A 24686-nucleotide genomic window follows, 5' to 3' on the forward strand; every position below is an offset into this window, starting at 1 on the left:
ATGAAAATAGCCTCAAGAATAGTAAGAAGTAGTCGCTACATAATATTTAAGCTTTGCAGTAGCTACGCATATAAAAATGATTTTTATGAGATTGTAGCAAATATTCACAAGTTAGAATGAAATTCTTTTATTATTGTTCTTTGATAAGTTCAAAAAGTAAAATTTTATACTATAGGTGAAATCTATTCTTCTTTAATGTAAATATCTGTAATTTATGAAAATTTTATTCATATAACAATTATACTAAGATTTCTTATAAATATTTTTCAGTTTAATTTTTGGTTGGTGAATAATTCAGGTTTATATATTTTAGTGTATCTACCATTTCAAATTGGACATCATTATAATGTGTTTTAAAGTATTTTCCTATTGCCTCTGCAGCCTTTATGTGTCCACTTCCTGCCGATACTGTCAAGCACAATATCTTCATAACTTCACCTCACTTAATTATATTATAAGCAATAAATCTTAAAAAATCCTTTTATTAACATAATGTTAACAACAAATTAAATGTATAATTACAAGATAAATACAAAAAATAAATTTAGAAATTTTTGTGTAAAGGGTGGTAATATGTTTAATAAAAGGTCTTTTCTTGCAATAGTTGTTTCTATAATAATTGTTTTTACCACAACATTTGGAGTTCTAATGTATCTTGATAGGAGAGATTATAGAATATTTCTTGGGAATCAATACCAAAAGGACTTATATGAAATAGTCTCAAATGTTGAATCTCTACAGGCAAGTTTATCTAAGGTTCCAGTTACTATGTCAGAAAAACAAGGGATAATTATTTTTAGTGAGATTTGGAGGCAGGCGGGTGCAGCACAGGATAGATTAAACAGTCTTCCAATTTCCCACGAAGCCCTGTCCCAAACATCAAAATTTTTAGCCCAAGTTGGGGACTTTTCCTATACACTCCTTAAAAGAAGCAGTAGTGGGCAGGGATTAAGTGAATCTGAGCTTAAAACATTAGAAAAGCTTAATGATTATGCAGGTTATCTAAATGTTAAACTGCACGAACTGCAGCAGGAGGTTTCGGAGGGTAAATTAGACTGGACTGAAATCAAGCTTAAGGGAAAAGTATTATTTTCGCAGAATTTGCAAAATCCAGTGGATGTAAAATTTGAAAATATATCCAAGGAGCTTCAACAATACCCAACTTTAATTTACGATGGCCCATTTTCAGAAAATGTACTCAATATAAAGCCAAAGATATTAGAACAGCCGAAGATAAGCATAGAAGAAGCAAAGAGGATAGTTAAGGATATACTTGGAAATGATAAGGTTCAATCTATAGATACATATAGCAGTAAACAGGGAGGCAAAATACCAGTTTATCCCTTTAAGGTTACTATGAAGGGCAATAAGGATGCAACAGTTGATGTTGATGTAAGTCAAAACGGAGGCAAAATTGTATATCTTCTAAATACAAGAGAAATAAAAGGTTCAAAGCTTAATATGAAGCAGGCAATTGAAAGAGGAATGAAATATCTTGAAAATATAGGCTATAGAGATATGCTTCCAACTTACACATTAAAATATGATAATATTGCTCTAATAAATTATGTTTATGTTCAGGATAAGGTTGTTGTTTATCCGGACCAAATCAAGCTAAAGATTGCATTAGACAATGGAGAAATAATTGGTATAGAGGCACAGCACTTTTTAGTAGCCCATACCGAAAGAAGGATACCTACTGCAAGGATTACACCACAGGAGGCAAAGGCGAATGTTAGTAAAAATTTAAACATAAAAAACATAAGATTGACAATAATACCAATGGAATCTTTAAAGGAAGTTTTATGTTATGAATTCTTTGGAGAATATAAAGGAGAAAAGTTCTTCATATACATAAATGCTCAGGATGGAACAGAAGAGAGGATACTGAAGTTAATAGATACACCTAATGGTGAGCTTACCATATAGTTTATAACATATAAAAATGTTTTGGGGGAAAATTAATATCAAAGGGGGGATTTAGTATGTCAAGACATAGAAGTATTATGTCTGACGAACTAAAGTATGAGCTTGCAAAAGAGCTTGGGGTTTATGACATTGTTAAGGAAAAAGGCTGGGGCGATGTTCCATCAAGAGAGTGTGGAAACCTTGTAGCAGCAGCAATAAAATATGCAGAGAAGATGTATGAACAAAACCACAATCACAGCTAATAAACGCAGAAGATAATTTGCAAATTTGACATCAAGAGATGCTAAAGTGTATAAAAAGAGCCCCGTAGAAGGATTTCAAAGGCATTTATCACAAATTAAAAAGTGATTAAAAATGCCAAAAGAAATCCTTTACGGGGCAAATTTACATAAGAAAATATAATATTAATGTTTCTTGACTTATAATAGTACAAAATATAAAATGTCTATATAGTAAGACCTAAGCATATCATTAAAATAATTAGGTAAACTTTCAAATTATTAATAGGTGTTGCCTATTTAATTGCTGAATAGGTAACCCGCCATATTATGATAAGGAGAGGATAAAATGGCAAGAGCACTTGCGTTAATTTCAGGTGGATTAGATAGTGGACTTGCAGCAAAACTTGTAAAGGACCAAGGTGTAGAGGTTATTGGTATATGCTTCAAGTCTGCTTTTTTTGGTTGTGATAGAGCAGTAAAGATGTGTGAACAGATAGATATACCCCTTAAGGTTGTTGATTTTTCAGAAGAACATCTTGAAATGGTTAAAAATCCTAAACACGGATACGGAAAGAATATGAATCCTTGTATAGATTGCCACGCTATGATGTTAAACTATGCAGGAAAACTAATGAAGGAGCTTGAGGCAGACTTTATAATAACAGGAGAAGTTTTAAACCAAAGACCTATGTCTCAAAATAGACAGGCACTTGATATAGTAAAGAAGGAATCAGGATATGAAGAATATATATTAAGACCACTATGTGCTAAAAATTTACCTGAGACTTGGATGGAGAAACAAGGACTTGTTGATAGAGAAAAATTACTTGATATATCAGGCAGAGGAAGAAAGGTTCAGATGGAGCTTGCAGAAAAGTGGAATATAAAGGAGTATCCATCACCAGCAGGAGGCTGTAAGTTAACAGATCCTGGTTTTTCTAAGAGGCTAAAGGACTTACTAACACATAATAAAGAGGCAAAGCCTCAAGATATAGATATATTAAACATAGGAAGACATTTTAGAATAAATGAAAATGTAAAAATAATTTCAACAAGAACACAGGATGAATTTAAAATGTTAAAGACAATGATAAAAGAAGGAGATTATATATTTGATACACTTGATGTAACAGGTTCAACTGTTGTTTTAAGAGGAAAACCAACTGAAGAAGATATAATACTTGCAGCAAGGATTGCAGCAAGGTACAGCAAAGCGAGGGAAGAAAAAAATGTTAGAGTTAAGTATAGAATTTATAATGAAAATAAATATAATATATTAACGGTAGAACCTGCTTTGGATGATGAAATAGCAAAGTATATGGTGTAATAAAGTAAAAAGGTGGGAGAGAATTGGATACAAGACCTATTGGTGTTTTTGATTCAGGGATTGGAGGGCTAACTGTAGTTAAAGAGATAATGAAGATACTTCCTTATGAGGATATTGTGTATTTTGGAGATACTGCAAGGGTTCCATATGGAAGTAAATCTAAGGAAACCATAACTAAATTTGCCAAACAAAATTCAAGATTTTTATTGAGTAAAGATGTTAAAGCAATAGTAATAGCCTGCAATACTGCATCTGCATTAGCCCTTGAGGAGTTAAATTCAGAATTTGATGTTCCAATAATAGGTGTTATAAAGCCTGGTGCAAGTGCAGCAGTTAGAGCAACTAAAACAGGTAGAGTAGGAATAATAGGTACAGAGGGTACAGTAAACAGCAGAGCCTATGAAAAGATGATAAGAAGGCTGTTTAAGGAAGTTGAAATTTATGCACTACCTTGTCCACTATTTGTTCCCCTTGTAGAGGAGGGATGGGCAGAAAAGGAAGTTTCCTATATGATAGCAAGAGAATATTTAGAGCCCTTTAAGGAATTTGATGTGGATACACTTGTTTTAGGTTGTACCCACTATCCTATATTAACTAATGTTATAGGTAAAATAATGGGAGATGGTGTAACTTTAATAAACCCTGCAGAGGAGACTGCAATTGAGCTAAAGAGCATTTTATTTGAAAATGGATTACAAAATACATCTAAAAGAAATGCTGAATATAGCTATTATGTAAGCGACAATCCTGATAAGTTTAAAAGAGTTGGTGGAAACTTCTTGAATAGGGAAATAGAAAATATTACAAAAATAGATATAGAAAAATATTAAAAAAGCGAGGATGAGAGTGTGGAGAATAAGCGTTTGATTTCTGTAAAGACAAAGCAATTGATTGATGGACAAGAAGAAACAATAGAACTTATTTCAGAAGGTATATATTATAAAGATAACGACAGTTATGTGGCAGAATATGATGAGTCTGAAATATCAGGAATGGAGGGTACAAGAACAACCCTAATTATAGGTCAAGACAGTTTAAATATAATAAGAAGAGGTACAACCACCTCTGAACTGAAATTTAAAAAGGGAGAAAAGCATACAGCCTTCTATTCAACTCCCTATGGTGCACTTGAAATAACAATATCAACAAATAAGGTTGATATTCAGGCAGATGATAGGGGTGCAAAGGTTGAGCTTGATTATAAAATGCAGGCAACAGGCCTTGATCCGATTATAAATCATTTAGAGTTAAAAATAAGGTAAACAAAAGGTGTTTAGCACCTTTTGTTTTTATTTTAAAAGTATTTTTTTATCTTGTACTGCAGTGTTTGTCTTGGTATCTTTAGCATTTTGGCGGCAAGGCTTATATTATTGTTGCTCAAGCTTAACGCATCCTCAATCAACTTTTTTTCATATCTTTCTATAGACTCCTCAAGAGAAATATTATTGCAGCCTTTTATCTGTTCAGGTAGGTCGTCCATTGTTATTGTATCATCGTCCTTTAGGTTTAATATTCTCTCTATAGTATGTTCAAGCTCCCTTACGTTTCCAGGCCAGCTGTAGTTAATTAAACAATCAAGAGCCTCATCTGTTATTTGTATTTTATCTTTTCCAAGTTTATTTTTATATTTATTTATAAAAAAGTTAATAAGAAGAGGTATATCAGTCCTTCTATCCTTAAGTTCTGGTATTTTTATTGATATTACATTTAGTCTATAATATAAATCCCGCCTAATTAATCCTCTTTTTAAGCATTCTTCAGGGCTTATGTTGGTGGAGGCAATAAATCTAACATCAACCTTCTTTTCCTTTACATCTCCAACCCTTCTTACCAATCCATCCTGCAAAACTCTTAAAAGCTTTGCCTGAAGGGTGGGAGGCATAGAGTTTAGCTCATCAAGATAAAGAGTTCCTCCATCTGATAGTTCCAAAAGTCCAGGTCTATCCTCTGAGCCTGTAAAGCTTCCCCGCACAGTTCCAAATAGAATCCCCTCAAGAAGTGTTTCTGGCACAGCAGCACAGTTTTGAGCAATAAAGGGCCCATTTCTTCTTTTGCTGGCAGAATGTATAGCCTGCACAAAAAGTTCCTTACCCACGCCAGTCTCTCCATATATAAACACAGGAGAAGAAGAATTAGATGCCTTAATTGCTATATTTTTTATATAGAGCATCTCATTGCTCTCACCGATTATATCCATAAAGGTGTATAACCTTCTCTCTAAGCTTTTTCCATCCTTTTTAGTTATGAGTTCATTTTTTAGCTTCATTATTTCATCGGTCATTTTTTTTACGCTGGTTAAATCCCTTGAAATTTCAATAGCACCTATTATTTTTTCTCCATTTAAGACAGGAAGTGTTGTGTTTTGTGTTGTTATTTTTTCACCCTTGAAGTTAATGAAGGTTTGGATGTTGTCTTTGATTGGAGTTTTAGAATGAAGAACGTTAAGCAGTGTACTATTTCTCTGTGAAAGGGAAGGGTAAACCTCAAGGATGTGCCTCCCTAAAACTTCGTCTAAATTTATATTATCAAGTTTTTGTGCCTTTTTATTGAGAAAAACAATCCTACCCCTATTATCTATAATTGTGATTCCATCCTCTAAATTATCGAAAATATCATATACATTTTTATCAAACATATACCTTTCCCCCTATTAGTGATTAAAAATCGGCACAAAATGCAGAATTTTCTGCATTTTTATTTTATCATACTTTTCTTTAATTTACCATTGTTTATTTTAGTAAAAAATATTGCTATGAATTTTTATGTATGAAAAAAATGATAACAATGCATAGCATATTTTTGTAGCTAATTTAAAATATATATGCCCAAAATTCATCATACATAGAAAAGATAATATAAAATGAAGTAAATTTTGCAATTGTTTTTAAAGAAAACATAGTAAATATAGTGGATAGTTAATATAAATATAATCTAAATTTTGGCATAAACTTTGCAAAATAAATTTTAAAATAAACATAGGGGGGATTTTTATGAGAGGATGTCCATACGGAACACACAGAGTTATAGAACCAAAGGGAGTTCTACCACAAACAGCGTTAAAAATTGACAATACAATGGAGATTTACGATAACGAAATATTAATTGACGTAAAGACACTAAATATAGATTCTGCAAGCTTTACTCAAATAAAGGAGCAGGCAGGAGGAGATATTGAAAAGATAAAGGAGATAATGCTAAATATAGTGAAGGAGAGAGGAAAACATCAAAACCCAGTAACAGGTTCAGGTGGAATGCTAATAGGTATTGTAGAGAAGATAGGAAAAGATTTAGAGGGAAAAATTGACCTTAAGGTTGGAGATAAAATAGCAACATTGGTTTCACTATCATTAACTCCACTTAGAATAGACAAGATTTTAAATGTTAAAAAAGATATTGACCAAGTGGATATAGAAGGAAAGGCAATCCTATTTGAAAGTGGTATATATGCAAAACTTCCTGATGATATGCCAGAGACATTAGCACTTGCAGCACTTGATGTTGCAGGAGCACCAGCCCAGACTGCAAAGCTTGTTAAACCAGGTGATTATGTTTTAATACTTGGTGCAGCAGGAAAGAGTGGACTTTTATGCTGTTATGAAGCTAAAAAGCGTGCAGGGGTAACTGGTAAGGTAATTGGTTTAGCAAGACCAGGAAAATCAGCAGAGAGATTAAAACAAACAAATCTTTGTGATGTAGTAATTGAAGGGGATGCAACACAGCCTGTTGAAGTCTTAAATAAGGTTCTTGAATGCACAGGTGGAAGGTATGTGGATATTGCAATTAACGTTGTAAACATACCAAATACAGAGATGTCAACAATTCTTCCAGTTAGGGACGATGGAATAGTTTATTTCTTCAGTATGGCAACAAGCTTTACAAGAGCAGCACTTGGAGCAGAAGGCGTAGGAAAGGACGTTAATATGATAATAGGAAATGGATATACAAAGGGACACGCACAGATAACACTTGAGGTTTTGAGGGAGAGTAAGCTATTGAGAGAAATATTTGAAACTATTTATGTTTAATTGTGAGGGGGATTTAAATGAGGGATTATAGGAGTATTGAGCTATTTAAAAACGTAACTGAAGAAGAGTGGAATGATTGGAAATGGCAGGTTAGAAATAGAATAACGACCGTTGAACAGTTAAAGAAGGTTATAAACCTTCTGCCTGAAGAGGAGCAGGCAATAGAGAGGTGCCTAAAAACATTAAGAATGGCTATAACTCCATACTATGCAACCTTAATGGATAAAGATGACCCCCACGACCCTATTAGAAAGCAGGCAGTTCCAACATTATTAGAGCTTAATTTTTCAAGCTGTGATATGAGTGATCCATTACACGAGGATGCTGACTCTCCAGTACCAGGTTTAACCCATAGATATCCAGATAGAGTTCTTCTTTTGATTACGGATATGTGTTCTATGTACTGCAGACACTGTACAAGAAGGAGATTTGCAGGGCAGACAGATTCATCACTTCCATTAGATAGAATAGACAAGGCAATAGAATATATAAAAAATACTCCACAGGTTCGAGATGTTTTGTTATCAGGTGGTGATGCTCTACTTGTTGATGATGATAGACTTGAGTATATAATAAAGAAACTTAGGGAAATACCCCACGTTGAGATAATAAGAATAGGTACAAGAACACCGGTTGTAAACCCTATGAGAATAACTAAAGACCTATGTAATATGCTCAAAAAATATCATCCAATTTGGCTTAATACTCATTTTAATCATCCAAAGGAAATAACAGAGGAGTCAAAGAAGGCCTGTGAAATGCTTGCAGATGCAGGCATACCACTTGGAAACCAATCAGTTCTTTTAAGAGGAGTAAATGATTGTGTTCACATTCAGAGGAAACTTGTTCACGAATTGGTTAAGATGAGGGTAAGACCATATTACCTATACCAATGCGACCTATCACAGGGAATTGAACATTTTAGGACAAAGGTTTCAAAGGGAATAGAGATTATAGAGGGATTAAGGGGACATACATCAGGTTTTTGTGTTCCGACCTTTGTAGTTGATGCACCAGGTGGAGGCGGGAAGACTCCAGTTATGCCTCAGTATGTGATTAGCCAATCTCCAAAAAAGGTTGTCTTAAGAAACTTTGAGGGAGTCATTACGACATATACTGAACCTGAGTATGTTGAGGAAAAATGTACCTGCGATGTATGTAGAGGTAAGGAGCAGGATGATGTGACTGGAGTTTCGATGCTTATTGAGGGAGATAAATTAAGTTTTGAACCAGATGTTTTATTAAGGAGAGAAAGGGCAAAAAATTATAAAAACAAATAGAAGGTGGATGGATGAATTTATATAGTGCAATAGACACCTATAAAAAGATATCAATACTTGGTATGAGTAAAAATTCAGGAAAGACAGTAGTTTTAAATGAGCTAATTGATATTTGTAAAAAGAAAAAGAGAATAGTCTGCCTTACCTCAATAGGCGTAGATGGAGAGGGAAGGGATATTGTGTATAAAACAAAAAAACCTAAAATCTATGCCTATGAGGGCACATTAATTGCAACTTCAGAGGAGGCACTAAAAAGTTTTAGTGCAAAGTATGAAATAATCGATATTCTGCCCTTTTCAACCTGTCTTGGAAGAATAGTTATAGTTAAGATAATAAGGGATGGATATGTGCTTTTAGCAGGTCCAGATAGTAATAGAGAAATATCTCAAGTTTCAGATATGATGCTTACCCTTGGGGGAGATATTGTACTAATTGATGGTGCACTAAATAGAAAAACGCAGGGTTCCCCTTCTATAACTGATGCGTGCATACTATCAACTGGTGCAAGTCTCTCAAGGGATATAAATATAACAATAAAAAAAACAAAGCATACAGTGGATATGTTAAGTCTTAATAGAGTAGAAGAGGATGCTTTAAACAAAATAAATTCTCTAAATTCAAAAAATGTTTTATTAATAGGGGATAACACCATTGATACGGATATAAAGACATCCTTAGGCAATGAGGATGAAATATTAAATAGAATAGATAAAAATATAAAATATATCTACTTACCCGGAAGTTTAACAGGAACTTTTTTGAATAAAATAAAGGGACTTGAGGTTGATATAATTGTTAAAGATGGAACAAAGATATTTGTAAACAGGGAGGATTATGATAGTTTTAGGGTGGCAGGAGGTAATATATATGTATTAGAAAGGATAAATCTAATATGTGTAACTCAAAATCCAACTTCCCCCTTTGGTTACTATTATAATCCTGATGTGTTTTTGCAAAACTTAAGGAGGGCATTATACCCTCTTGATGTATATGATGTTTTGTATGAAGGAGTGGGGGTATGATTTTAAAAGATACATTAAAGAATATTGGAATGGACTATGTTTTATCTATATTAAATGTAAGAACCCCCTATGGAAAGGAAAGGATAAATTCATTAACTTTGTATAAAAACAAAGATGAGTTAAATAGGCAGTATGACTGTATAGAGTTTTTAATGGGTTTTATACAGAATAATAAAAGGGATTATAATGATATTTTGTCCCTTCTTGAAGGTATAAAGGAGATAAGAACCTCCATAAAAAGGGCAGTGTCAGGTTCGGTTTTAGAGGTATCCGAGCTTTTTGAAATAAAGAACTTTTTAATAAATGTTCGTGAAATATGTAAAATACAAATGGATAATAACTTCATAGAGGAGTTGAAGCTCTTTAGAATACTCTATTTAGAAAATATTTTAGACATAGAGGGGCAAAATAGCAAAAGTTTTTATATATACGATAGCTACAGCCAAAGATTAAAGACAATAAGGAGTGAAATAAAGGATTATATAAGAAGACTAAATCTTTTAAGGGAAGAGATTAAAAATAAGGTTGAACAAAAATACGGTGTTTATGTTAAGCAAAACAGCGAAATTGTGATATCAAGGGATGATGTTAAAATAGAAGAGGCCCTTTGTGATAAAAATCTAAGACAGGCTCTAAAGACACCCTACTATATTATTTTTTCCCTTGAGCTTGGGGATGAGGGAGATAGGATTAATAATATAATAGAAAAGCTAAAGGAAGAGGAGGAAGAGGAAGAGCATAGGATTAGAACATATTTAACAGAGAAAATTAAAGAAGAGGAAGAAAATTTGAATAGGCTAATTGCCTTAATTTCAGAACTTGATTTGCTCCTTCAAAAGGCAGAGCTTGCTATAGAGACAAAATCAGTAAGACCTAATATAAATAATAGTATTGAGATAAAAATAGAAAAGGGACGACATCTTAAGGTTGAGGCTGAACTTAAAAAGAAGGGAGTAGACTTTACACCAATTTCAATAGATTTAAAAAAAGGTTCAACAATAATTACAGGAGTAAATATGGGGGGTAAGACTGTTACATTAAGGCTTATTGGTCTTTTGTGTATTATGGCTCATATGGGATTTTTTGTACCCTGCGATTTCTTTAGCTTCTACCCCTTTGAATACTATTTTTGTCAAGCAGGTGATATGCAGTCGCTTGATAATGGATTATCAACCTTTGGTGCAGAGGTTTTGGCTCTAAATGAGGCTGTTAAATACAAAGATAAGATGGGACTTGTACTTATAGATGAAATAGCAAGGGGAACAAACCCAAAAGAGGGACGAGCAATATTAAAGGCAATTCTATCATATTTTAATACCTTAAATTCTGTTTTGGTTGTAACAACCCATTTTGATGGAGTAGATGATATAGCAAGACATTATGAGGTTGTGGGCCTTAAAATAGGAGAGGATATTAAAAATATTTCCCTTAAGGATTTGAATCTATATATGGACTATACCTTAAGGGAAGTCTATGGTAAGTACGAAGTTCCAAAGGATGCAATAAGGGTGGCAAGACTTCTTGGTTTTGAGGAGGATATACTTAATTTGGCAGAAAAATACCTAAAGTAGGGGGGATAATATGGCATATATAAACTTAAATGAAGAGCTTATAAAAAGGGCAAGGGATGCAGCAAGAAACATAGCACTTGATACACAGAAGTTTATAGACCTTCATTCAACAGTTTCAACAGAAAGAACCATTGCAAGGTTATATGGAATAGATGGAGTAGATGAAAATGGAGTTCCACTTCCAAACAGAATAGTTGACCACATCAAGGAAAATGGTGCATTAGAGGACGGGTTATCATATTATTTAGTAAATGCTGTACTTGAGACAAATCTATCAACGCAGGAGATTGCAGAGGAGGTTGCAAAGGGAAATTTAAATATAGTTAAATTAAACAAACACAGCTTAGAAGAAATTAAAAATAGGGCATTAGAACTTGCATATCCAATGGTAGAAAGGATAAAGCTAAATAGAAAAAAAAGAGAGGAAATGATTAAAAATATAGGTGAAGGGGATAAGCCCTACCTTTATGTTATAGTTGCAACAGGAAACATATATGAGGACGTTGTACAGGCACAGTCTGCAGCAAAGCAGGGAGCAGATATTATTGCGGTGATAAGAACAACAGGTCAGAGCCTTCTTGACTATGTGCCCTATGGTGCAACAACCGAAGGTTTTGGAGGAACCTATGCAACGCAGGAGAATTTTAGAATAATGAGAAGGGCCCTTGATGAAGTATCTTTAGAGGTTGGAAGATATATAAGGCTTTGCAACTACTGTTCAGGTCTGTGTATGCCTGAGATTGCAGCAATGGGAGCAATGGAAAGGTTAGATGTAATGCTAAATGATGCCCTCTATGGAATACTTTTTAGAGATATAAATATGCAAAGAACAATAGTTGACCAGTTCTTCTCAAGAGTAATAAATGGATTTGCTGGTGTAATCATAAATACAGGAGAAGACAACTACCTAACAACAGCAGATGCAGTAGAGGCAGCCCATACTGTTTTGGCGTCACAGTTTATAAATGAACAGTTTGCAAAGATGGCAGGAATTTTAGAGGAACAGATGGGGCTTGGACACGCCTTTGAAATGAATCCAGACCTTAAGGATGGATTTTTACTTGAACTTGCACAGGCACAGATGGCAAGGCAGATATTCCCTAAGGCACCATTAAAATATATGCCTCCTACTAAGTTTATGACAGGAAACATATTTAAAGGACACATTCAGGATGTACTATTTAATGTTGTATCTATTTGGACTCATCAGGGTATACAGCTTCTTGGTATGTTAACAGAGGCAATCCACACTCCTTTTATCTCCGACAGAGCCCTATCTATTGAGAATGCAAGGTATATATTTAATAATATGAAGTCAATAGGTGATGAAATAGAGTTTAAACGTGGAGGACTTGTAGAAAAAAGAGCAAATGAAGTTTTACAAAAGGCTACAATGCTTCTTGAGGAGATTGAAAAGGAAGGATTATTTACAACCCTCGAGAAGGGAATTTTTGCAGACATTAAGCGTTCAAGATATGGAGGAAAGGGATTAGATGGAGTATTTAAAAAGGGAGAAAACTATATAAATGAGTTCATACCTCTAATGTTAGGAGGCGCTAACAATGAGTAGTGGACTTTATTCAATGGAGAAGAAGGATTTTGACAAGACCTTTGATAAAACAAGGGTTAAGGCCTATGGAGATACAATGAATGATGGGAAGGTTCAGCTATCCTTTACACTTCCTCTTCCCTATTCAGAGGAGGCAAAGGAGGCGGCAAGGCAGCTTGCAATGAAGATGGGAATTGAAGAGCCTAATGTTACCCATATGATGGATTTAGGTGTAGGATATACCTTTTTTGTTGTATATGGTTCCTGTATACACTCTGTTGATGCAACAAAGATAGTAGTTCCAAAGGTTGAGACCAATACAATGTCAATGGATGAGGTGGATGACTATATTAGAAAAAATATAGGAAGAAAGGTTGTTGTAGTTGGGGCTTGTACAGGTACAGATGCCCATACGGTTGGAATAGATGCAATTATGAATATGAAGGGATATGCAGGACACTATGGGCTTGAAAGATATCAGATGATAGAGGCATATAACTTGGGAAGTCAGGTTCCAAATGAAGTATTGGTGGCAAAGGCAATAGAGGTAAATGCTGATGCAATTTTAGTATCACAGGTTGTAACCCAAAAGAATGTACACATTCCAAATATGACTGAACTTGTAGAAATAGTTGAAGCAGAGGGTATAAGGGATAGAGTTGTACTGGTTGCAGGTGGGCCAAGAATTAGTCACGAGCTTGCAAAGGAGCTTGGTTATGACGCAGGGTTTGGAGCAGGTTCCTTTGCTGAGGATGTAGCTTCTTTTATAGTTCAGGAGATGGTAGCAAGAGGTATCAGGTAGGCATATAAATATGCCCCATTAAAGGGTTTATAAGGCTTAAAATTAGGCTATCCTTTAATGGGACTTTATTATTTTGTCTTCTTATATTTTATAATCATTTGTGAAATTTTTTAAAATTTTTGCATAAAACCAGTCCATTTATGATATTATATATACAAATAAACATATACTAATCGGGAGGGGTTTTATGCGAATAAAATGGTTAGGCCACGCCTGCTTTAAGATAACATCAAAAAATGGAATAAGAATAGTAACAGACCCATTTGATGATAACGTTGGATATAAACTGCCTAAGGTAAGTTGCGATATAGTTACAACAAGCCATAACCACTACGACCATAACTTTACAGATTGTTTAAGTGGAGATTATACAATAGTTAATAAAGTTGGAAATTTCTATATAAAAAATATAGCAATAAGAGGAGTACATACCTATCACGATGAAGAACAAGGTGCAAAAAGAGGAGATAATATAGTTTATGTCTTTGATGTGGATGGTAAAAAGGTCTGCCACCTTGGAGATTTAGGACATAGGCTTACAAAGGCACAGATAGAAATGATAGGAGATGTAGATGTTCTTTTAATCCCAGTTGGAGGGGTATATACAATTGATGCAGAGGCAGCACGTGATGTGTGCGAGAGCCTAAATGCAAAGGTAATAATACCTATGCACTACAAGACAAAACCATTAAAATTTGAACTAAACTCAGTTGATAAGTTCTTAGAATATTATCCCTATACAAAGCTTGATAAACCCTTTATAGAGATAACGGAGGATATGTTAAAGGAAAGACATATATATGTACTTCACTATGAATAGGAGGCAAATTTGCCTCCTTAAATTTTTAGATTATATGTTGGAATTCAGATTTTTAAAAGTCCCCTTAAAGGATTTTATTAGGCTCTTTTATGAGCTTTAGCAAATCTTAGCTTTTCGACTTTGAAAAGTCCGTAATTCGGCACAGGACGTGCCGAGCCGAGCGGCCATCAGGACGATGGCATCGCGAGGGTAGGACTTTTTCAAACAAAGAAAAGCTTAGATTTGATTAGCGAAATAAACGAATGCCTAAAAATCCTTTATGGGGATAGTATATAAGAACAAATTGAGTATGCAAATTTGCCTCCATTTTATATTCCCTCTTGCACAAATCTAAAACATAAAGTAAAATATAAAAGTTAAATGAAATGAATACAAAGGAGGCTTATTATGGCAACCAAATACATATTTATTACAGGTGGTGTAGCGTCATCTCTTGGAAAAGGAATAACCGCAGCATCCCTCGGAAGACTACTTAAGTCCCGCGGGCTAAAGGTGTCCATACAAAAGTTTGACCCTTATATAAACATCGACCCAGGAACAATGAGCCCATATCAGCACGGTGAAGTTTTCGTTACAGACGATGGTGCAGAAACAGATCTTGATCTTGGTCACTATGAAAGATTTATCGATGAGAACTTGTCTAAAAACAGCAATGTCACAACAGGCAAAATCTACTGGTCAGTTATCCAAAAAGAGCGTAAAGGTGAATATCTTGGTGGAACAGTTCAAGTTATCCCACATATTACAAACGAAATAAAGTCAAAGGTTTACAAGGTTGCAAAGGAAAATGATGTAGATGTTGTTATAACTGAAATAGGTGGAACAGTTGGAGATATAGAAAGCTTACCTTTCCTTGAGGCAATAAGACAAATCAAGTATGAAGTTGGACGTGAAAATGTTCTTTTTATACACGTTACTTTAGTTCCATACCTTGGTAAGGCGGGAGAACTAAAAACAAAACCAACACAACACTCAGTTAAGGAATTAAGAAGCATAGGCATTCAACCTGATATAATTGTTTGCCGTTCAGAAAAACCACTATCCCGTGAAATGAAGGACAAGATTGGACTTTTCTGCAACATAGATGGAGAATCAGTAATACAAAACCTTGATGCTCCAACGCTCTATGAAGTTCCTCTTATGCTTCACGAAGAGGGATTAGACTCCCTTGTTGTAAAGAAACTAAACATAGATGCAAAGGAAATAGACCTTACAGAGTGGAAGGCTATTGTTGAGAGATTAAAGAATTTGAAGCACAGGGTAAAGATAGCCCTTGTTGGAAAATATGTAGAGCTTCACGATGCTTATATGTCAGTTGTTGAGGCCCTAAAGCACGCAGGTATTTACAACGATGCGGATGTTGAAATAGATTGGATAAATGCCTGTGATGTGGATGAAAATAACTATGAAGAAATATTAAAGGATGCAGATGGAATATTAGTTCCAGGTGGATTTGGAGATAGAGGTATTGAAGGCAAGATACTTGCAATAAAATATGCACGTGAAAACAATGTTCCCTTCCTTGGAATATGTCTTGGAATGCAATGTGCAGTAATTGAATTTGCAAGAAATGTAGTAGGCCTATCTGGTGCAAACAGTTCAGAAATAGACCCAAATACAAAATATCCTGTAATTGACCTTATGGATGAACAAAAGGATATTGATGAAAAGGGCGGAACAATGAGACTTGGACTTTATCCTTGTAAGTTAAAGGAAGGAACCTTCTCCTATGAAGCCTATAAGGATGAGATAATATATGAAAGACATAGACATAGATATGAATTTAATAATGAATACAGAAGTCAAATAACAAAAATGGGAATGGTACTTGCAGGAACAAGCCCAGATGATAAGCTTGTTGAAATAGTTGAAATACCAAACCACAAGTGGTTTGTTGGTGCACAGTTCCACCCAGAATTCAAATCAAGACCAAATAGACCTCATCCACTATTTAGAGACTTTGTAAAGGCTGCATTAAATAAGTAAGAAGGAGCTGTCAGATGACAGCTCCTTTTAATTTTGGGCATATAAAATTACTTTATTTTAAATTATAAAAAATGCTGAATATAAAAAATATGTAGAACTGATGATTGTTTTTTGATAACATATAACTATAAACATTGTAATATGGAGTGGTAGTATGTCAAAAAAAAGAATAAGTCTGATTGTATTGGTTATATATTTTGTTTTTATCAATAATAATGCCATAGCTTTGAATAAAGAACCAAGCGTTCTATGGCAAAGCATTGATGGAGGTAAAAGTTTTGAAAGATATAATAGTATAAAAAGAACTAATGATTCTGGCTTTGTAGTTGTTGGACATACAAGTTCTAATGATTATGAAACAAGTTTGAATTTATATGGTGGATTTGATGCACTTTTAGCTAAATATAATGAGCTTGGGAAACTTGAATGGGCAAAAACCTTTGGAGGTGAAGCCTTTGAAACCTTTAATAGTGTAAGTTTATGTAGGGATGGTGGATTTATTGTATCTGGTTTTACTGAATCTCAAAAAGGTGATTTGTCTGGATTAAATGTTAAAGGTGAAGAGGCATTAATAATAAAGTATGATTATAATGGCAATGTTGAATGGAAAATGACTTATGGTGGAAGTATGTATGATAGATTTACAAATGCTATAGAGGTAGCTGATGGATATATAGCAGTAGGGTACTCTAATTCATTAGATGGTCATTTATATTCCTTTAATAAGGGAGAATATGATGGAATCATTGTTAAATTAGACAGAACAGGTAAAATAATTTGGGAAAAAACATTTGGTGGTAGTAAATGGGATAAGTTTTTTTCAGTTATTGGTGTAAGTGATGGTTATATTGTTAGTGGATATTCAGGTTCTAAAGATAATGACTTAAAAAATATAAAAATTAAAGGTGGAGATGATGGAATTTTAGTAAAATACAATTCAAATGGACAAGTTATGTGGATAAAAAACATAGGTGGAAGTGGAGATGAAACAATACAATCAATTTGTAATTTTAATAATGGCTTTATAGGTGTTGGTTATACTACTTCTGCTGATGGAGATTTTTACGGTTTAAAAAACAAAGGTTTAACCGATGCATTTATATTTAGATTTGACTTAAATGGTAATATTTTATGGAAAAATACATTTGGTGGAACAGGAAAAGATGTTTTTAATTCAGTAATGTATGAGCAGGATTTTGGAATAGTAGCTGTAGGTTATAGTCAATCAAATGATGGTGATTTATATAATTTAAATTTAGGTAGTCAAGATGCATTAGCTGTTAAATACAATATAAATGGAAATATGGAGTGGAAAAAAACTTATGGAAAAGGGGGAGATGATGTTTTCTTTTCTGCTGTCTATTCTGATTTTTTAGGATTTGTTGCTGCTGGATATACAAACTCAAAAGATTTAAATATTAAAGGGAATGAAGATTGTTTAATAGTTAAATATGAGGAGCCACGAGTAAAGGTAAAAGGGATATATTTAACTGAAAAGCAAAAAGTAATCAAAAAAGGAGAAAGTTATAAATTGACAGTAAGGTTCATTCCTGATGATTCTACAATAAAAAAGGTTAAATGGACAAGTAGCAATAGTAATATTGTAACTGTTGATGAAAATGGAGTAATAAAAGCAAAATACATAGGTGAAGCAGTGATAACGGCTAAAAGTTTAGATGGAGGATACGAAGCTAAATGCAAGATTATTGTTAAGCATAATTTTGATAAGAAAAAGTTGCCTTTTATAATATGGGCTAATTTATATTTAAAAACAGTTAATATCTTAAAAAGCATTATGTAAAGGAGGTATAAAATGAGAAGAATTTTTTCCTTGCTTCTAAGTTTTATATTTATTTTCAATATTGTACCCAAATTTTCTTTTGCAGCAACAGATACTAATTTACCAAAGGATTCAATTGTTGTAGGTGAAAAAATATTTACAAATGATTATATTTCAGTTAATACAAATTTAGTGAATTCTGAAATTAATAGTAATCCAGGTAAAGTATTCTACATTGACAACCAAGGGATTATAAAAAATGAGTATGGACAGGTAGTTTCTGAAAAACAAATTATTGATAGTACAAGAATTTTAACTGTTTATAGTACTTCAGACAATTATGATAATCCTAATGGTACAAAATACGTAGCCAATGAAAATGATGTATTTGTAAAATTAAGCAATAATGAAGTTAATAAAAGATATGGTTATGGAATTTTTGATATTCAATATGTTAACGAATATAAAAAAATAATAAATGTGAAAATAAATGAAATTCATAATATTCCAGAGGCGTACTATTACATAATTGGTACAGGAAACTTCATAATAGATGTAGATACAAATAAGTTATCAAACTTAAATGATGATTATCAATTAAATAAAAAGATGCTAACTGAAAGTTTTACTATTTCAAATGATTATCCTATAAACACTTTATATATTGCTATATATAATTCTTCTGGTTATAGAGTTGCTATAGGTACAATATTAAATGTTAAAAGTGGTACAACACCTGTATTGCTTTATGTTGAAAATGATAGTATTGAAATGTATACAAATTTAAAAGGGAATATAAGCAATGGTGGTTTTGTAGCTACTGATGGAGACTTTATATATTATAGTAATACAGCTGATGGTGGGAAAATATATAAAAAGAGTATAGATGGAGATGTTGATTATCCTATTTGTAATGATAATGCCAAATATATAAATATTGTAAACGATTTTATATACTATAGTAATATGGCTGATGGAGGAAAAATTTATAGAATTAAGACGGATGGTACAGCAAGAAGTAAAGTAAACAATGTTCTTTCCTCATATATAAATGTAGTAGATAATTATATTTATTACATCAATGGAAAAAGAGGTAATAAAATATATAGAATTAGTGCGTATAATACAAACCCAAACTATGAAGGTACACTTGTTGCTACAGACAAAGCAGAGTACTTAGTTGTTAATAATAATAAGATATATTATAGCAATTTGTCTGATAAAGGAAGATTATATTCAATAAGTATAATTGGAGGCAAAATAGGTTCAAGACAGGCGTATGTAACTGTAACGGGCAATAAAAATTTAGGTGTAAGATATATTTCACTAACATTGAACAATGAAGTTTATTGTACAGGCTATGATTCAAAATTGTATAAGTTAAATAGTGTGACAAGCAGGTTAGAACCGCTAACTATACAGGTTATAATGACTAATAAAAGCAAAAATTCTGCTCCAAAAACAGTATATGATAAAGTTGGTGCAATGAATGCTGTTGAATCAAATGCTATATATTATAGAAGCATAACTGATGGAGGAAAAATTTATAAATTAGATTCCACAGGTCAAGCGGTTAAGGTAGTAGATGATGTTGCAACTAATATAAATATTATTGAAGATATATTGTTTTATTTAAAAGGCGGTAAATTGTACATATATGATATGAAGAACCAGAACAAACCATTTGCTGTTACTAAATTTAAACCTGAAGGTAAAATTGTTAGAGTAGATGATTTAGAAGATATACCTTATGGTTCTCAATTGCCAGATAGAATTTCTGTTGTTTTAAATAATGGAGATGTAAAGGATGTATTAGTTGCTTGGGATATGAAAAATGTTAAATCTAAGAATGGCGTATTCACATATAATGGAAGCGTAATAGGATATGGTACAAAGGTGCAAATAAAAGCTGTTAGATATTCACAAATGATATTACCTGACAATATAGAAATCTATAATGAAGAAGGAAGTAAAGCAGATAGTGTTATTGTTAAGGGACTACAATATGGAGAAGAAGTATTAATATATAATGAAGATGGAAAACTTCTTGGTAAAGTTAAGGCTGATAAGAAAGGAATTGCGTCTTTAACAAAGATTGATTTAGAACAAATGGGTGGTAACTTAAAAGTTTTAAGAGTAACCCCTAATTATGCACCAAGTATTCCAACGATTAAAGGCTTCCCAGCAGAAACACCAAGCATTTTAAGTGTTCAATATATAGAAACAGAAGGTAGATATGGAATTACATATAAAGGATTAAGCCCATATATAAAGTATGCTATAACCTCTGAAAATGGTATAGTTACATCTGATAGTTACAGTGATGTAATACAAGCTGAAGAAAGAGGAGCTAATATTTACTACTTCAAGATTAATCAAGAAGTATTTAGTTATAGAAATAATAAAAATCAATATATAAGAATAGCATACAAAGATAGCATTACTCCATCTAAACCATTTACAATGATTTCTCAACCAGAACCAAATGTTTATTATGATTTTAACTTAGGAACCTTTGTTGGTTTAAATAGTAACATAGAATGTAGAATAGAGGGAGCAAATGAGTGGATTAGTGCTTATGACTTAATACAAGAACAGCATAGAGTTGTAGGTAAAAACTATGTTGAGTTTAGATATAAAGCAAGTGGAAATAAGATGCCAGGTATTAGTAAATTGGTTTCAATAGTTAAAATGCCAAATATAATAATTGAATCAAAGGGAGAAGTATTATTTGATTCACAAGATATAAATACTTTTGATTATAATACTATTGCTAATACGATGACAGCAAAATATATAGCTAATACAGATAAAACGGGAATAAATATAAAATATGCTTTACCATCTACAAACGTGACATATAAATATAGGTTAAATGATGATAATACAGAATATGATTTCCCAACAGGAAGTCAAATGACACTTGCAGGTAGTGTATTAAATTTAAAAGAAAATGAGCTTAATAGTCTAATAATTAGTGCTTATTCAGGATATAGCAAGATAGGAGAATTAAAAATAAATTTCAAGATATTTAATCAAAATTCGATAGAAATTTCTCCTCAATTAGAGGGTGTTATTGGAAGAAAAGTTGGCGATAAGTATATATGCTATAAGGCAAAGGTTGTTGTTCCAGCGGTTACAGGAATGGGAAGTAATATACCAGTTGTAGGAACAGTAAGTTACAATGGAGGAATGCCAATTAAATATAACTTTGAATATATAAGTGATTCAAAAGGTGGCAGATGGGAAGGAGAGTTAATGAGCCCTACAAATTTAGGAAAGGGAGAATATGTTGTTACAGTAAGATATGAAAATCCACTGTTCAAGCCATCTGTTGTATCCAGCAGTAAGACTATAAAGTTTGAAATTAATGATGAAATAGCACCACAAATAAATATAACACAAAATGGAAGTATTATCGGTGAGCTTGTTAGAAAGTATTCACCAGTTGGTGGATTAAATGAAAGTTATAGTGGAACAAAGCAGTATTATGGAGATGTTGTATTAGAAGGATTTAATGCTTTAATGCCTTCTGACAAAATCGAATGGATAGATAATAAATTAGCGACAAGAAATATTGACCAAAAAGACTACTCATTCTATGTTGAATACAGCAGAGATCAAGGCAATACTTGGTCAAGCATTAAGAAAGGTGATAAGTTAACAATAGCAGGAGAATATTTATTAAGAGTTATTGTTTATAATAACAATAATGGACACTATGCTTATTATGATTACAAGTTTTCTATTAAAAAATAATTAAAAAGTGTTTAAAAGGCCTTCTTACATATTTACATAGAAGGCCTTTTAATAAATTATTTTGTTTTTATTTAAAAGGTAGGTGAATTTTATGCGAATAAGAAGGTTTGCTAAAAGGTTAATTGCATTATTAATGGTATTTTTTTTCTTTTTAACAAGCAATGTAATAGCTAATGAATTTATAGATGAAATAAAAGATACAATTAGAGGTAACTATTTATATAATTTTGACGAAACAAAATTTGATGGTTCAAATATTAAAGAATCAATAAAAAATTTAGGAGATATATATAGTGAATATTTTTTTGCTGATGAATTTGATAATTATTTAGAAACTTTAAATGGAGGATATGTAGGAATAGGTGTATCTTTAGAAAAAGGTGAATATGGTATTTTGATTACGGGTGTTTTTGAAAATTCCTCTGCAAAACAGTCAGGAATATTACCAGGAGATATAATTGTGGAAGTAGATGGAGTGGACGTTAAAAATAAATCGCTTGAGGATGTAATAGTTAGTATTCGTGGTAAAGAAGGAACATATGTTAAGCTTAAAATAAAAAGAAAAAGTGATTTGTTAGAATATAATTTAAAAAGAACTAAAATAAGTACAACAACAGTAAGAGGGCAAATAATTAATGGTCATATTGGTTATATTAGCTTATTCTCCTTTGAAGAAAATACTAATACTGAATTTTTAAATGTATATAATAGTTTAAAATCTAAAGGAGCAGATATATTTATTTTAGATGTTAGAAATAATGGGGGAGGTTTTATAGATTCAGCAGTAAAAGTATTATCTAATTTTATCGGTAACAATAATAGCGTAATATTAACTGATAAAAATGGTATTCAAACAAAGATAAAAAGTGATGTTGTTCCAAGTAAATTAATTAATGATAGATTTATATTGTTGACAAACGAAAATTCAGTAGGTTCGACGGAAATAATAGCAGCCGCATTAAAAGATTATAACAAGGCTTTAATTATTGGTAATAAAACATATGGTAAAGGGACATTACAAGACTATTTTGAATTATCAAATGGTGATGTTATAAAGCTAACAACTCATAAGCTTTATTCACCTTATGGAAAAGAAATAAATAAAGTAGGTGTATTACCACACATATATATTGAAAATGATATTTATGAAGTGGCAATGCAGCTTACAGAAAAAGAACCAGCTTTAGATAAGACAAATTATGTGAAATTTATAATAAATGGTAAAAATTATTATGTATACTTAAATGATGAAATACATTTTAATAAATTAATGAGTGTAATTAGTAATTGTGATATGTATATTGGTGTAAAAAATAATTGGATAAAAAAGGATTTAAACTATTATAAGCAAAAGGAGAATCCTTTTATAGAAATAAAAAAGGATATAAGTAATTTGCTTTTAGAGTTACAAAAAAGGGAAATTGAGCAAAAGAAAAAAGAACAAGAAAAAAACAATATCCAAAATAACCAATCTAATACTATACTGCAAAATAAAATTGTTACTAAAAAATATGGATATGTTTCAATAAGCAGACTTAATTTTAGACAATTACCTTCTAAAAAAAGTAAAATATTGTTTGTATTAAAAAGGAATACAAAAGTTGATATCTTAGGAAGTATTAATGGCTGGTATATAATCTCTTATAAATACAAATTAGCATATGTGTATGGGAAGTATATAAAAATAGCTAAATAAGAATCAAGGCCCATCTTTTATCTAACAAAAGATGGGCCTTGATTTACTTTGGACAAATTAAATTAATATATTTAGACTTTAATTGGAATTCAACTTTATTGGCAAGAAAAGTTTCTCCATCTAAATTTACAGCAAATAAGTCGTCAGACTCTATTTTTACCCTTTTACCTTTATAGAAACTAACTTCATTAAAATCTTTATGATTTCCCTTTATATATTTATTTAAAAGGAAAGGTATTTTAATCTTATTTATTTTCCTAATATGGCAAATGTCAAATTTGCCATCAAATATATCGGAATCAGGTGTTGGCATTATTCCACCACCATAGTATTTTCCATTTGAAATTGTAGTTAATAAAGTTTCAGATTCTATATTAATGTTATCAATTTGTATTTTAAATTGCTTATTTTTGTACTGTACTAACGTATTTATAAGATGATAAAGATAGCTTGTCTTACCACTAAATATTTTTTTGCCTCTTTGAACTTTGTGGGCTATTTCAGCATATAATCCAACACTTGCTATATTTATAAAATATTTATTAAAGCATTTTCCTACATCACATTTTTTATAATCTGATTTGATTAATAGTTCTAAGATTTTATCAATATCCATTGTTTTATATATAGTTCTTGCAAAGTCATTTCCTGTTCCACACGGTAATACCCCAAGGGCAGCATTACTATCTATAATTCCATTTAATACCTCATTTAATGTGCCGTCGCCTCCTACGGCAATAATTCTTTCAAATTTTGCTATGTTTTTGTTTGCAATTTCTATTGCATTCTCAGGGTAATTTGTAAACTCGATTGAGTAGCTTATTCTGTTTCGTTCACATATGTTTTTTATGTTTTCAACAGCCTTAATAGCACGTCCGTTTCCTGCCTTAGGGTTTACAATAAAAAGCATAATATCCCA

General features: G+C 32.2%; 19 protein-coding genes. 16 read left to right on the top strand and 3 right to left on the bottom strand.

All coding sequences use genetic code 11. The annotated features are described in order from the left end of the window. Positions 1–271: 271 nt before the first annotated feature. The gene (locus BUB63_RS13530; RefSeq protein ID WP_159431436.1) at positions 272–430 is read right to left on the bottom strand and encodes a hypothetical protein; all 159 of its coding nucleotides are present in this window, start codon (positions 428–430) and stop codon (positions 272–274) included. Between the two features lie 143 nt (positions 431–573). On the opposite strand from BUB63_RS13530, the gene ypeB reads away from it, so the two are divergent. The 5 genes from ypeB (at position 574) to BUB63_RS00025 (ending at position 4739) form a co-directional block, all read left to right on the top strand. Continuing rightward, the gene (gene ypeB, locus BUB63_RS00005; RefSeq protein ID WP_027309433.1) at positions 574–1929 is read left to right on the top strand and encodes a germination protein YpeB; all 1356 of its coding nucleotides are present in this window, start codon (positions 574–576) and stop codon (positions 1927–1929) included. Between the two features lie 56 nt (positions 1930–1985). After that, positions 1986–2171: a small, acid-soluble spore protein, alpha/beta type gene (locus tag BUB63_RS00010; RefSeq protein WP_027309432.1), complete on the top strand. Its 186-nt coding sequence runs from the start codon at positions 1986–1988 to the stop codon at positions 2169–2171. Between the two features lie 325 nt (positions 2172–2496). Then, entirely contained in the window at positions 2497–3477 is a 981-nt protein-coding gene (locus BUB63_RS00015; RefSeq protein WP_027307985.1) for a DUF814 domain-containing protein, read from the top strand. Between the two features lie 23 nt (positions 3478–3500). After that, entirely contained in the window at positions 3501–4307 is an 807-nt protein-coding gene (murI, locus tag BUB63_RS00020; protein WP_073247547.1) for a glutamate racemase, read from the top strand. 18 nt (positions 4308–4325) lie between these two features. After that, a complete protein-coding gene (locus BUB63_RS00025; RefSeq protein WP_027307983.1) occupies positions 4326–4739 on the top strand; it encodes a YwiB family protein in 414 nt (137 codons plus the stop codon). Between the two features lie 32 nt (positions 4740–4771). On the opposite strand, the gene BUB63_RS00030 is transcribed toward BUB63_RS00025, so the two are convergent. Further along, positions 4772–6112, bottom strand: coding sequence for a sigma-54 interaction domain-containing protein (locus tag BUB63_RS00030; protein ID WP_073247548.1), 1341 nt, complete (start codon positions 6110–6112; stop codon positions 4772–4774). A gap of 355 nt (positions 6113–6467) precedes the next feature. Between BUB63_RS00030 and kdd the strand changes: the two genes are divergently transcribed. The 11 genes from kdd to BUB63_RS00085 all read left to right on the top strand — a co-directional run bounded on the left by kdd (position 6468) and on the right by BUB63_RS00085 (position 23767). After that, positions 6468–7502 (top strand): L-erythro-3,5-diaminohexanoate dehydrogenase, encoded by a 1035-nt coding sequence (kdd, locus tag BUB63_RS00035; protein WP_073247549.1) that lies wholly within the window; start codon positions 6468–6470, stop codon positions 7500–7502. 17 nt (positions 7503–7519) lie between these two features. Further along, positions 7520–8782, top strand: a complete 1263-nt coding sequence (kamA, locus tag BUB63_RS00040) for a lysine 2,3-aminomutase (protein ID WP_027307980.1) — start codon at positions 7520–7522, stop codon at positions 8780–8782. An 11-nt stretch (positions 8783–8793) separates the two neighbouring features. Next, positions 8794–9804 carry a lysine 5,6-aminomutase reactivase subunit KamB gene (gene kamB / locus BUB63_RS00045; RefSeq protein WP_073247550.1) on the top strand — a complete coding sequence of 337 codons (1011 nt, stop codon included), beginning with the start codon at positions 8794–8796 and terminating at the stop codon, positions 9802–9804. Then, entirely contained in the window at positions 9801–11375 is a 1575-nt protein-coding gene (gene kamC, locus BUB63_RS00050; protein WP_073247551.1) for a lysine 5,6-aminomutase reactivase ATPase KamC, read from the top strand. Before kamB ends, kamC begins: the two co-directional genes overlap by 4 nt. A gap of 10 nt (positions 11376–11385) precedes the next feature. Continuing rightward, positions 11386–12945, top strand: coding sequence for a lysine 5,6-aminomutase subunit alpha (kamD, locus tag BUB63_RS00055; protein ID WP_073247552.1), 1560 nt, complete (start codon positions 11386–11388; stop codon positions 12943–12945). Next, positions 12938–13726: a lysine 5,6-aminomutase subunit beta gene (gene kamE / locus BUB63_RS00060; RefSeq protein ID WP_027307976.1), complete on the top strand. Its 789-nt coding sequence runs from the start codon at positions 12938–12940 to the stop codon at positions 13724–13726. The genes kamD and kamE overlap by 8 nt, the downstream gene beginning before the upstream one ends. Before the next feature lie 187 nt (positions 13727–13913). Then, positions 13914–14546: an MBL fold metallo-hydrolase gene (locus BUB63_RS00065; protein ID WP_073247553.1), complete on the top strand. Its 633-nt coding sequence runs from the start codon at positions 13914–13916 to the stop codon at positions 14544–14546. A gap of 387 nt (positions 14547–14933) precedes the next feature. Next, positions 14934–16532 carry a CTP synthase gene (locus BUB63_RS00070; RefSeq protein ID WP_027307974.1) on the top strand — a complete coding sequence of 533 codons (1599 nt, stop codon included), beginning with the start codon at positions 14934–14936 and terminating at the stop codon, positions 16530–16532. Between the two features lie 154 nt (positions 16533–16686). Continuing rightward, on the top strand, positions 16687–18333 hold the full coding sequence (locus BUB63_RS00075) for an Ig-like domain-containing protein (protein WP_027307973.1): 1647 nt from the start codon (positions 16687–16689) through the stop codon (positions 18331–18333). Positions 18334–18345: 12 nt separating this feature from the next. Further along, the gene (locus tag BUB63_RS00080; protein ID WP_027307972.1) at positions 18346–22071 is read left to right on the top strand and encodes a DUF5050 domain-containing protein; all 3726 of its coding nucleotides are present in this window, start codon (positions 18346–18348) and stop codon (positions 22069–22071) included. A 91-nt stretch (positions 22072–22162) separates the two neighbouring features. Next, complete coding sequence (locus BUB63_RS00085; RefSeq protein WP_027307971.1) at positions 22163–23767, top strand: S41 family peptidase; 1605 nt, start codon at positions 22163–22165, stop codon at positions 23765–23767. A 43-nt stretch (positions 23768–23810) separates the two neighbouring features. Here the strand turns inward: BUB63_RS00085 and BUB63_RS00090 are convergent, their stop codons facing one another. Beyond that, on the bottom strand, positions 23811–24677 hold the full coding sequence (locus tag BUB63_RS00090; RefSeq protein WP_084106374.1) for a diacylglycerol/lipid kinase family protein: 867 nt from the start codon (positions 24675–24677) through the stop codon (positions 23811–23813). Positions 24678–24686: the final 9 nt, after the last annotated feature.

Source organism: Caloramator proteoclasticus DSM 10124, from assembly GCF_900129265.1.
In the GTDB taxonomy this organism is placed as follows: Bacteria; Bacillota; Clostridia; order Clostridiales; family Caloramatoraceae; genus Thermobrachium; species Thermobrachium proteoclasticum.

What these genes read in the sequence shown, in the direction of transcription:
- BUB63_RS00090 (WP_084106374.1), bottom strand. Translation starts at nt 24,677, where the DNA reads ATGCTTTTTATTGTAAACCCTAAGGCAGGAAACGGACGTGCTATTAAG.
- kamD (WP_073247552.1), top strand. Translation starts at nt 11,386, where the DNA reads ATGGCATATATAAACTTAAATGAAGAGCTTATAAAAAGGGCAAGGGAT.
- kdd (WP_073247549.1), top strand. Translation starts at nt 6,468, where the DNA reads ATGAGAGGATGTCCATACGGAACACACAGAGTTATAGAACCAAAGGGA.
- BUB63_RS00080 (WP_027307972.1), top strand. Translation starts at nt 18,346, where the DNA reads ATGAGAAGAATTTTTTCCTTGCTTCTAAGTTTTATATTTATTTTCAAT.
- kamC (WP_073247551.1), top strand. Translation starts at nt 9,801, where the DNA reads ATGATTTTAAAAGATACATTAAAGAATATTGGAATGGACTATGTTTTA.
- BUB63_RS00070 (WP_027307974.1), top strand. Translation starts at nt 14,934, where the DNA reads ATGGCAACCAAATACATATTTATTACAGGTGGTGTAGCGTCATCTCTT.
- kamE (WP_027307976.1), top strand. Translation starts at nt 12,938, where the DNA reads ATGAGTAGTGGACTTTATTCAATGGAGAAGAAGGATTTTGACAAGACC.
- BUB63_RS00015 (WP_027307985.1), top strand. Translation starts at nt 2,497, where the DNA reads ATGGCAAGAGCACTTGCGTTAATTTCAGGTGGATTAGATAGTGGACTT.
- BUB63_RS00085 (WP_027307971.1), top strand. Translation starts at nt 22,163, where the DNA reads ATGCGAATAAGAAGGTTTGCTAAAAGGTTAATTGCATTATTAATGGTA.
- kamA (WP_027307980.1), top strand. Translation starts at nt 7,520, where the DNA reads ATGAGGGATTATAGGAGTATTGAGCTATTTAAAAACGTAACTGAAGAA.
- BUB63_RS00075 (WP_027307973.1), top strand. Translation starts at nt 16,687, where the DNA reads ATGTCAAAAAAAAGAATAAGTCTGATTGTATTGGTTATATATTTTGTT.
- BUB63_RS00030 (WP_073247548.1), bottom strand. Translation starts at nt 6,112, where the DNA reads ATGTTTGATAAAAATGTATATGATATTTTCGATAATTTAGAGGATGGA.
- BUB63_RS00010 (WP_027309432.1), top strand. Translation starts at nt 1,986, where the DNA reads ATGTCAAGACATAGAAGTATTATGTCTGACGAACTAAAGTATGAGCTT.
- BUB63_RS13530 (WP_159431436.1), bottom strand. Translation starts at nt 430, where the DNA reads ATGAAGATATTGTGCTTGACAGTATCGGCAGGAAGTGGACACATAAAG.
- BUB63_RS00065 (WP_073247553.1), top strand. Translation starts at nt 13,914, where the DNA reads ATGCGAATAAAATGGTTAGGCCACGCCTGCTTTAAGATAACATCAAAA.
- ypeB (WP_027309433.1), top strand. Translation starts at nt 574, where the DNA reads ATGTTTAATAAAAGGTCTTTTCTTGCAATAGTTGTTTCTATAATAATT.
- kamB (WP_073247550.1), top strand. Translation starts at nt 8,794, where the DNA reads ATGAATTTATATAGTGCAATAGACACCTATAAAAAGATATCAATACTT.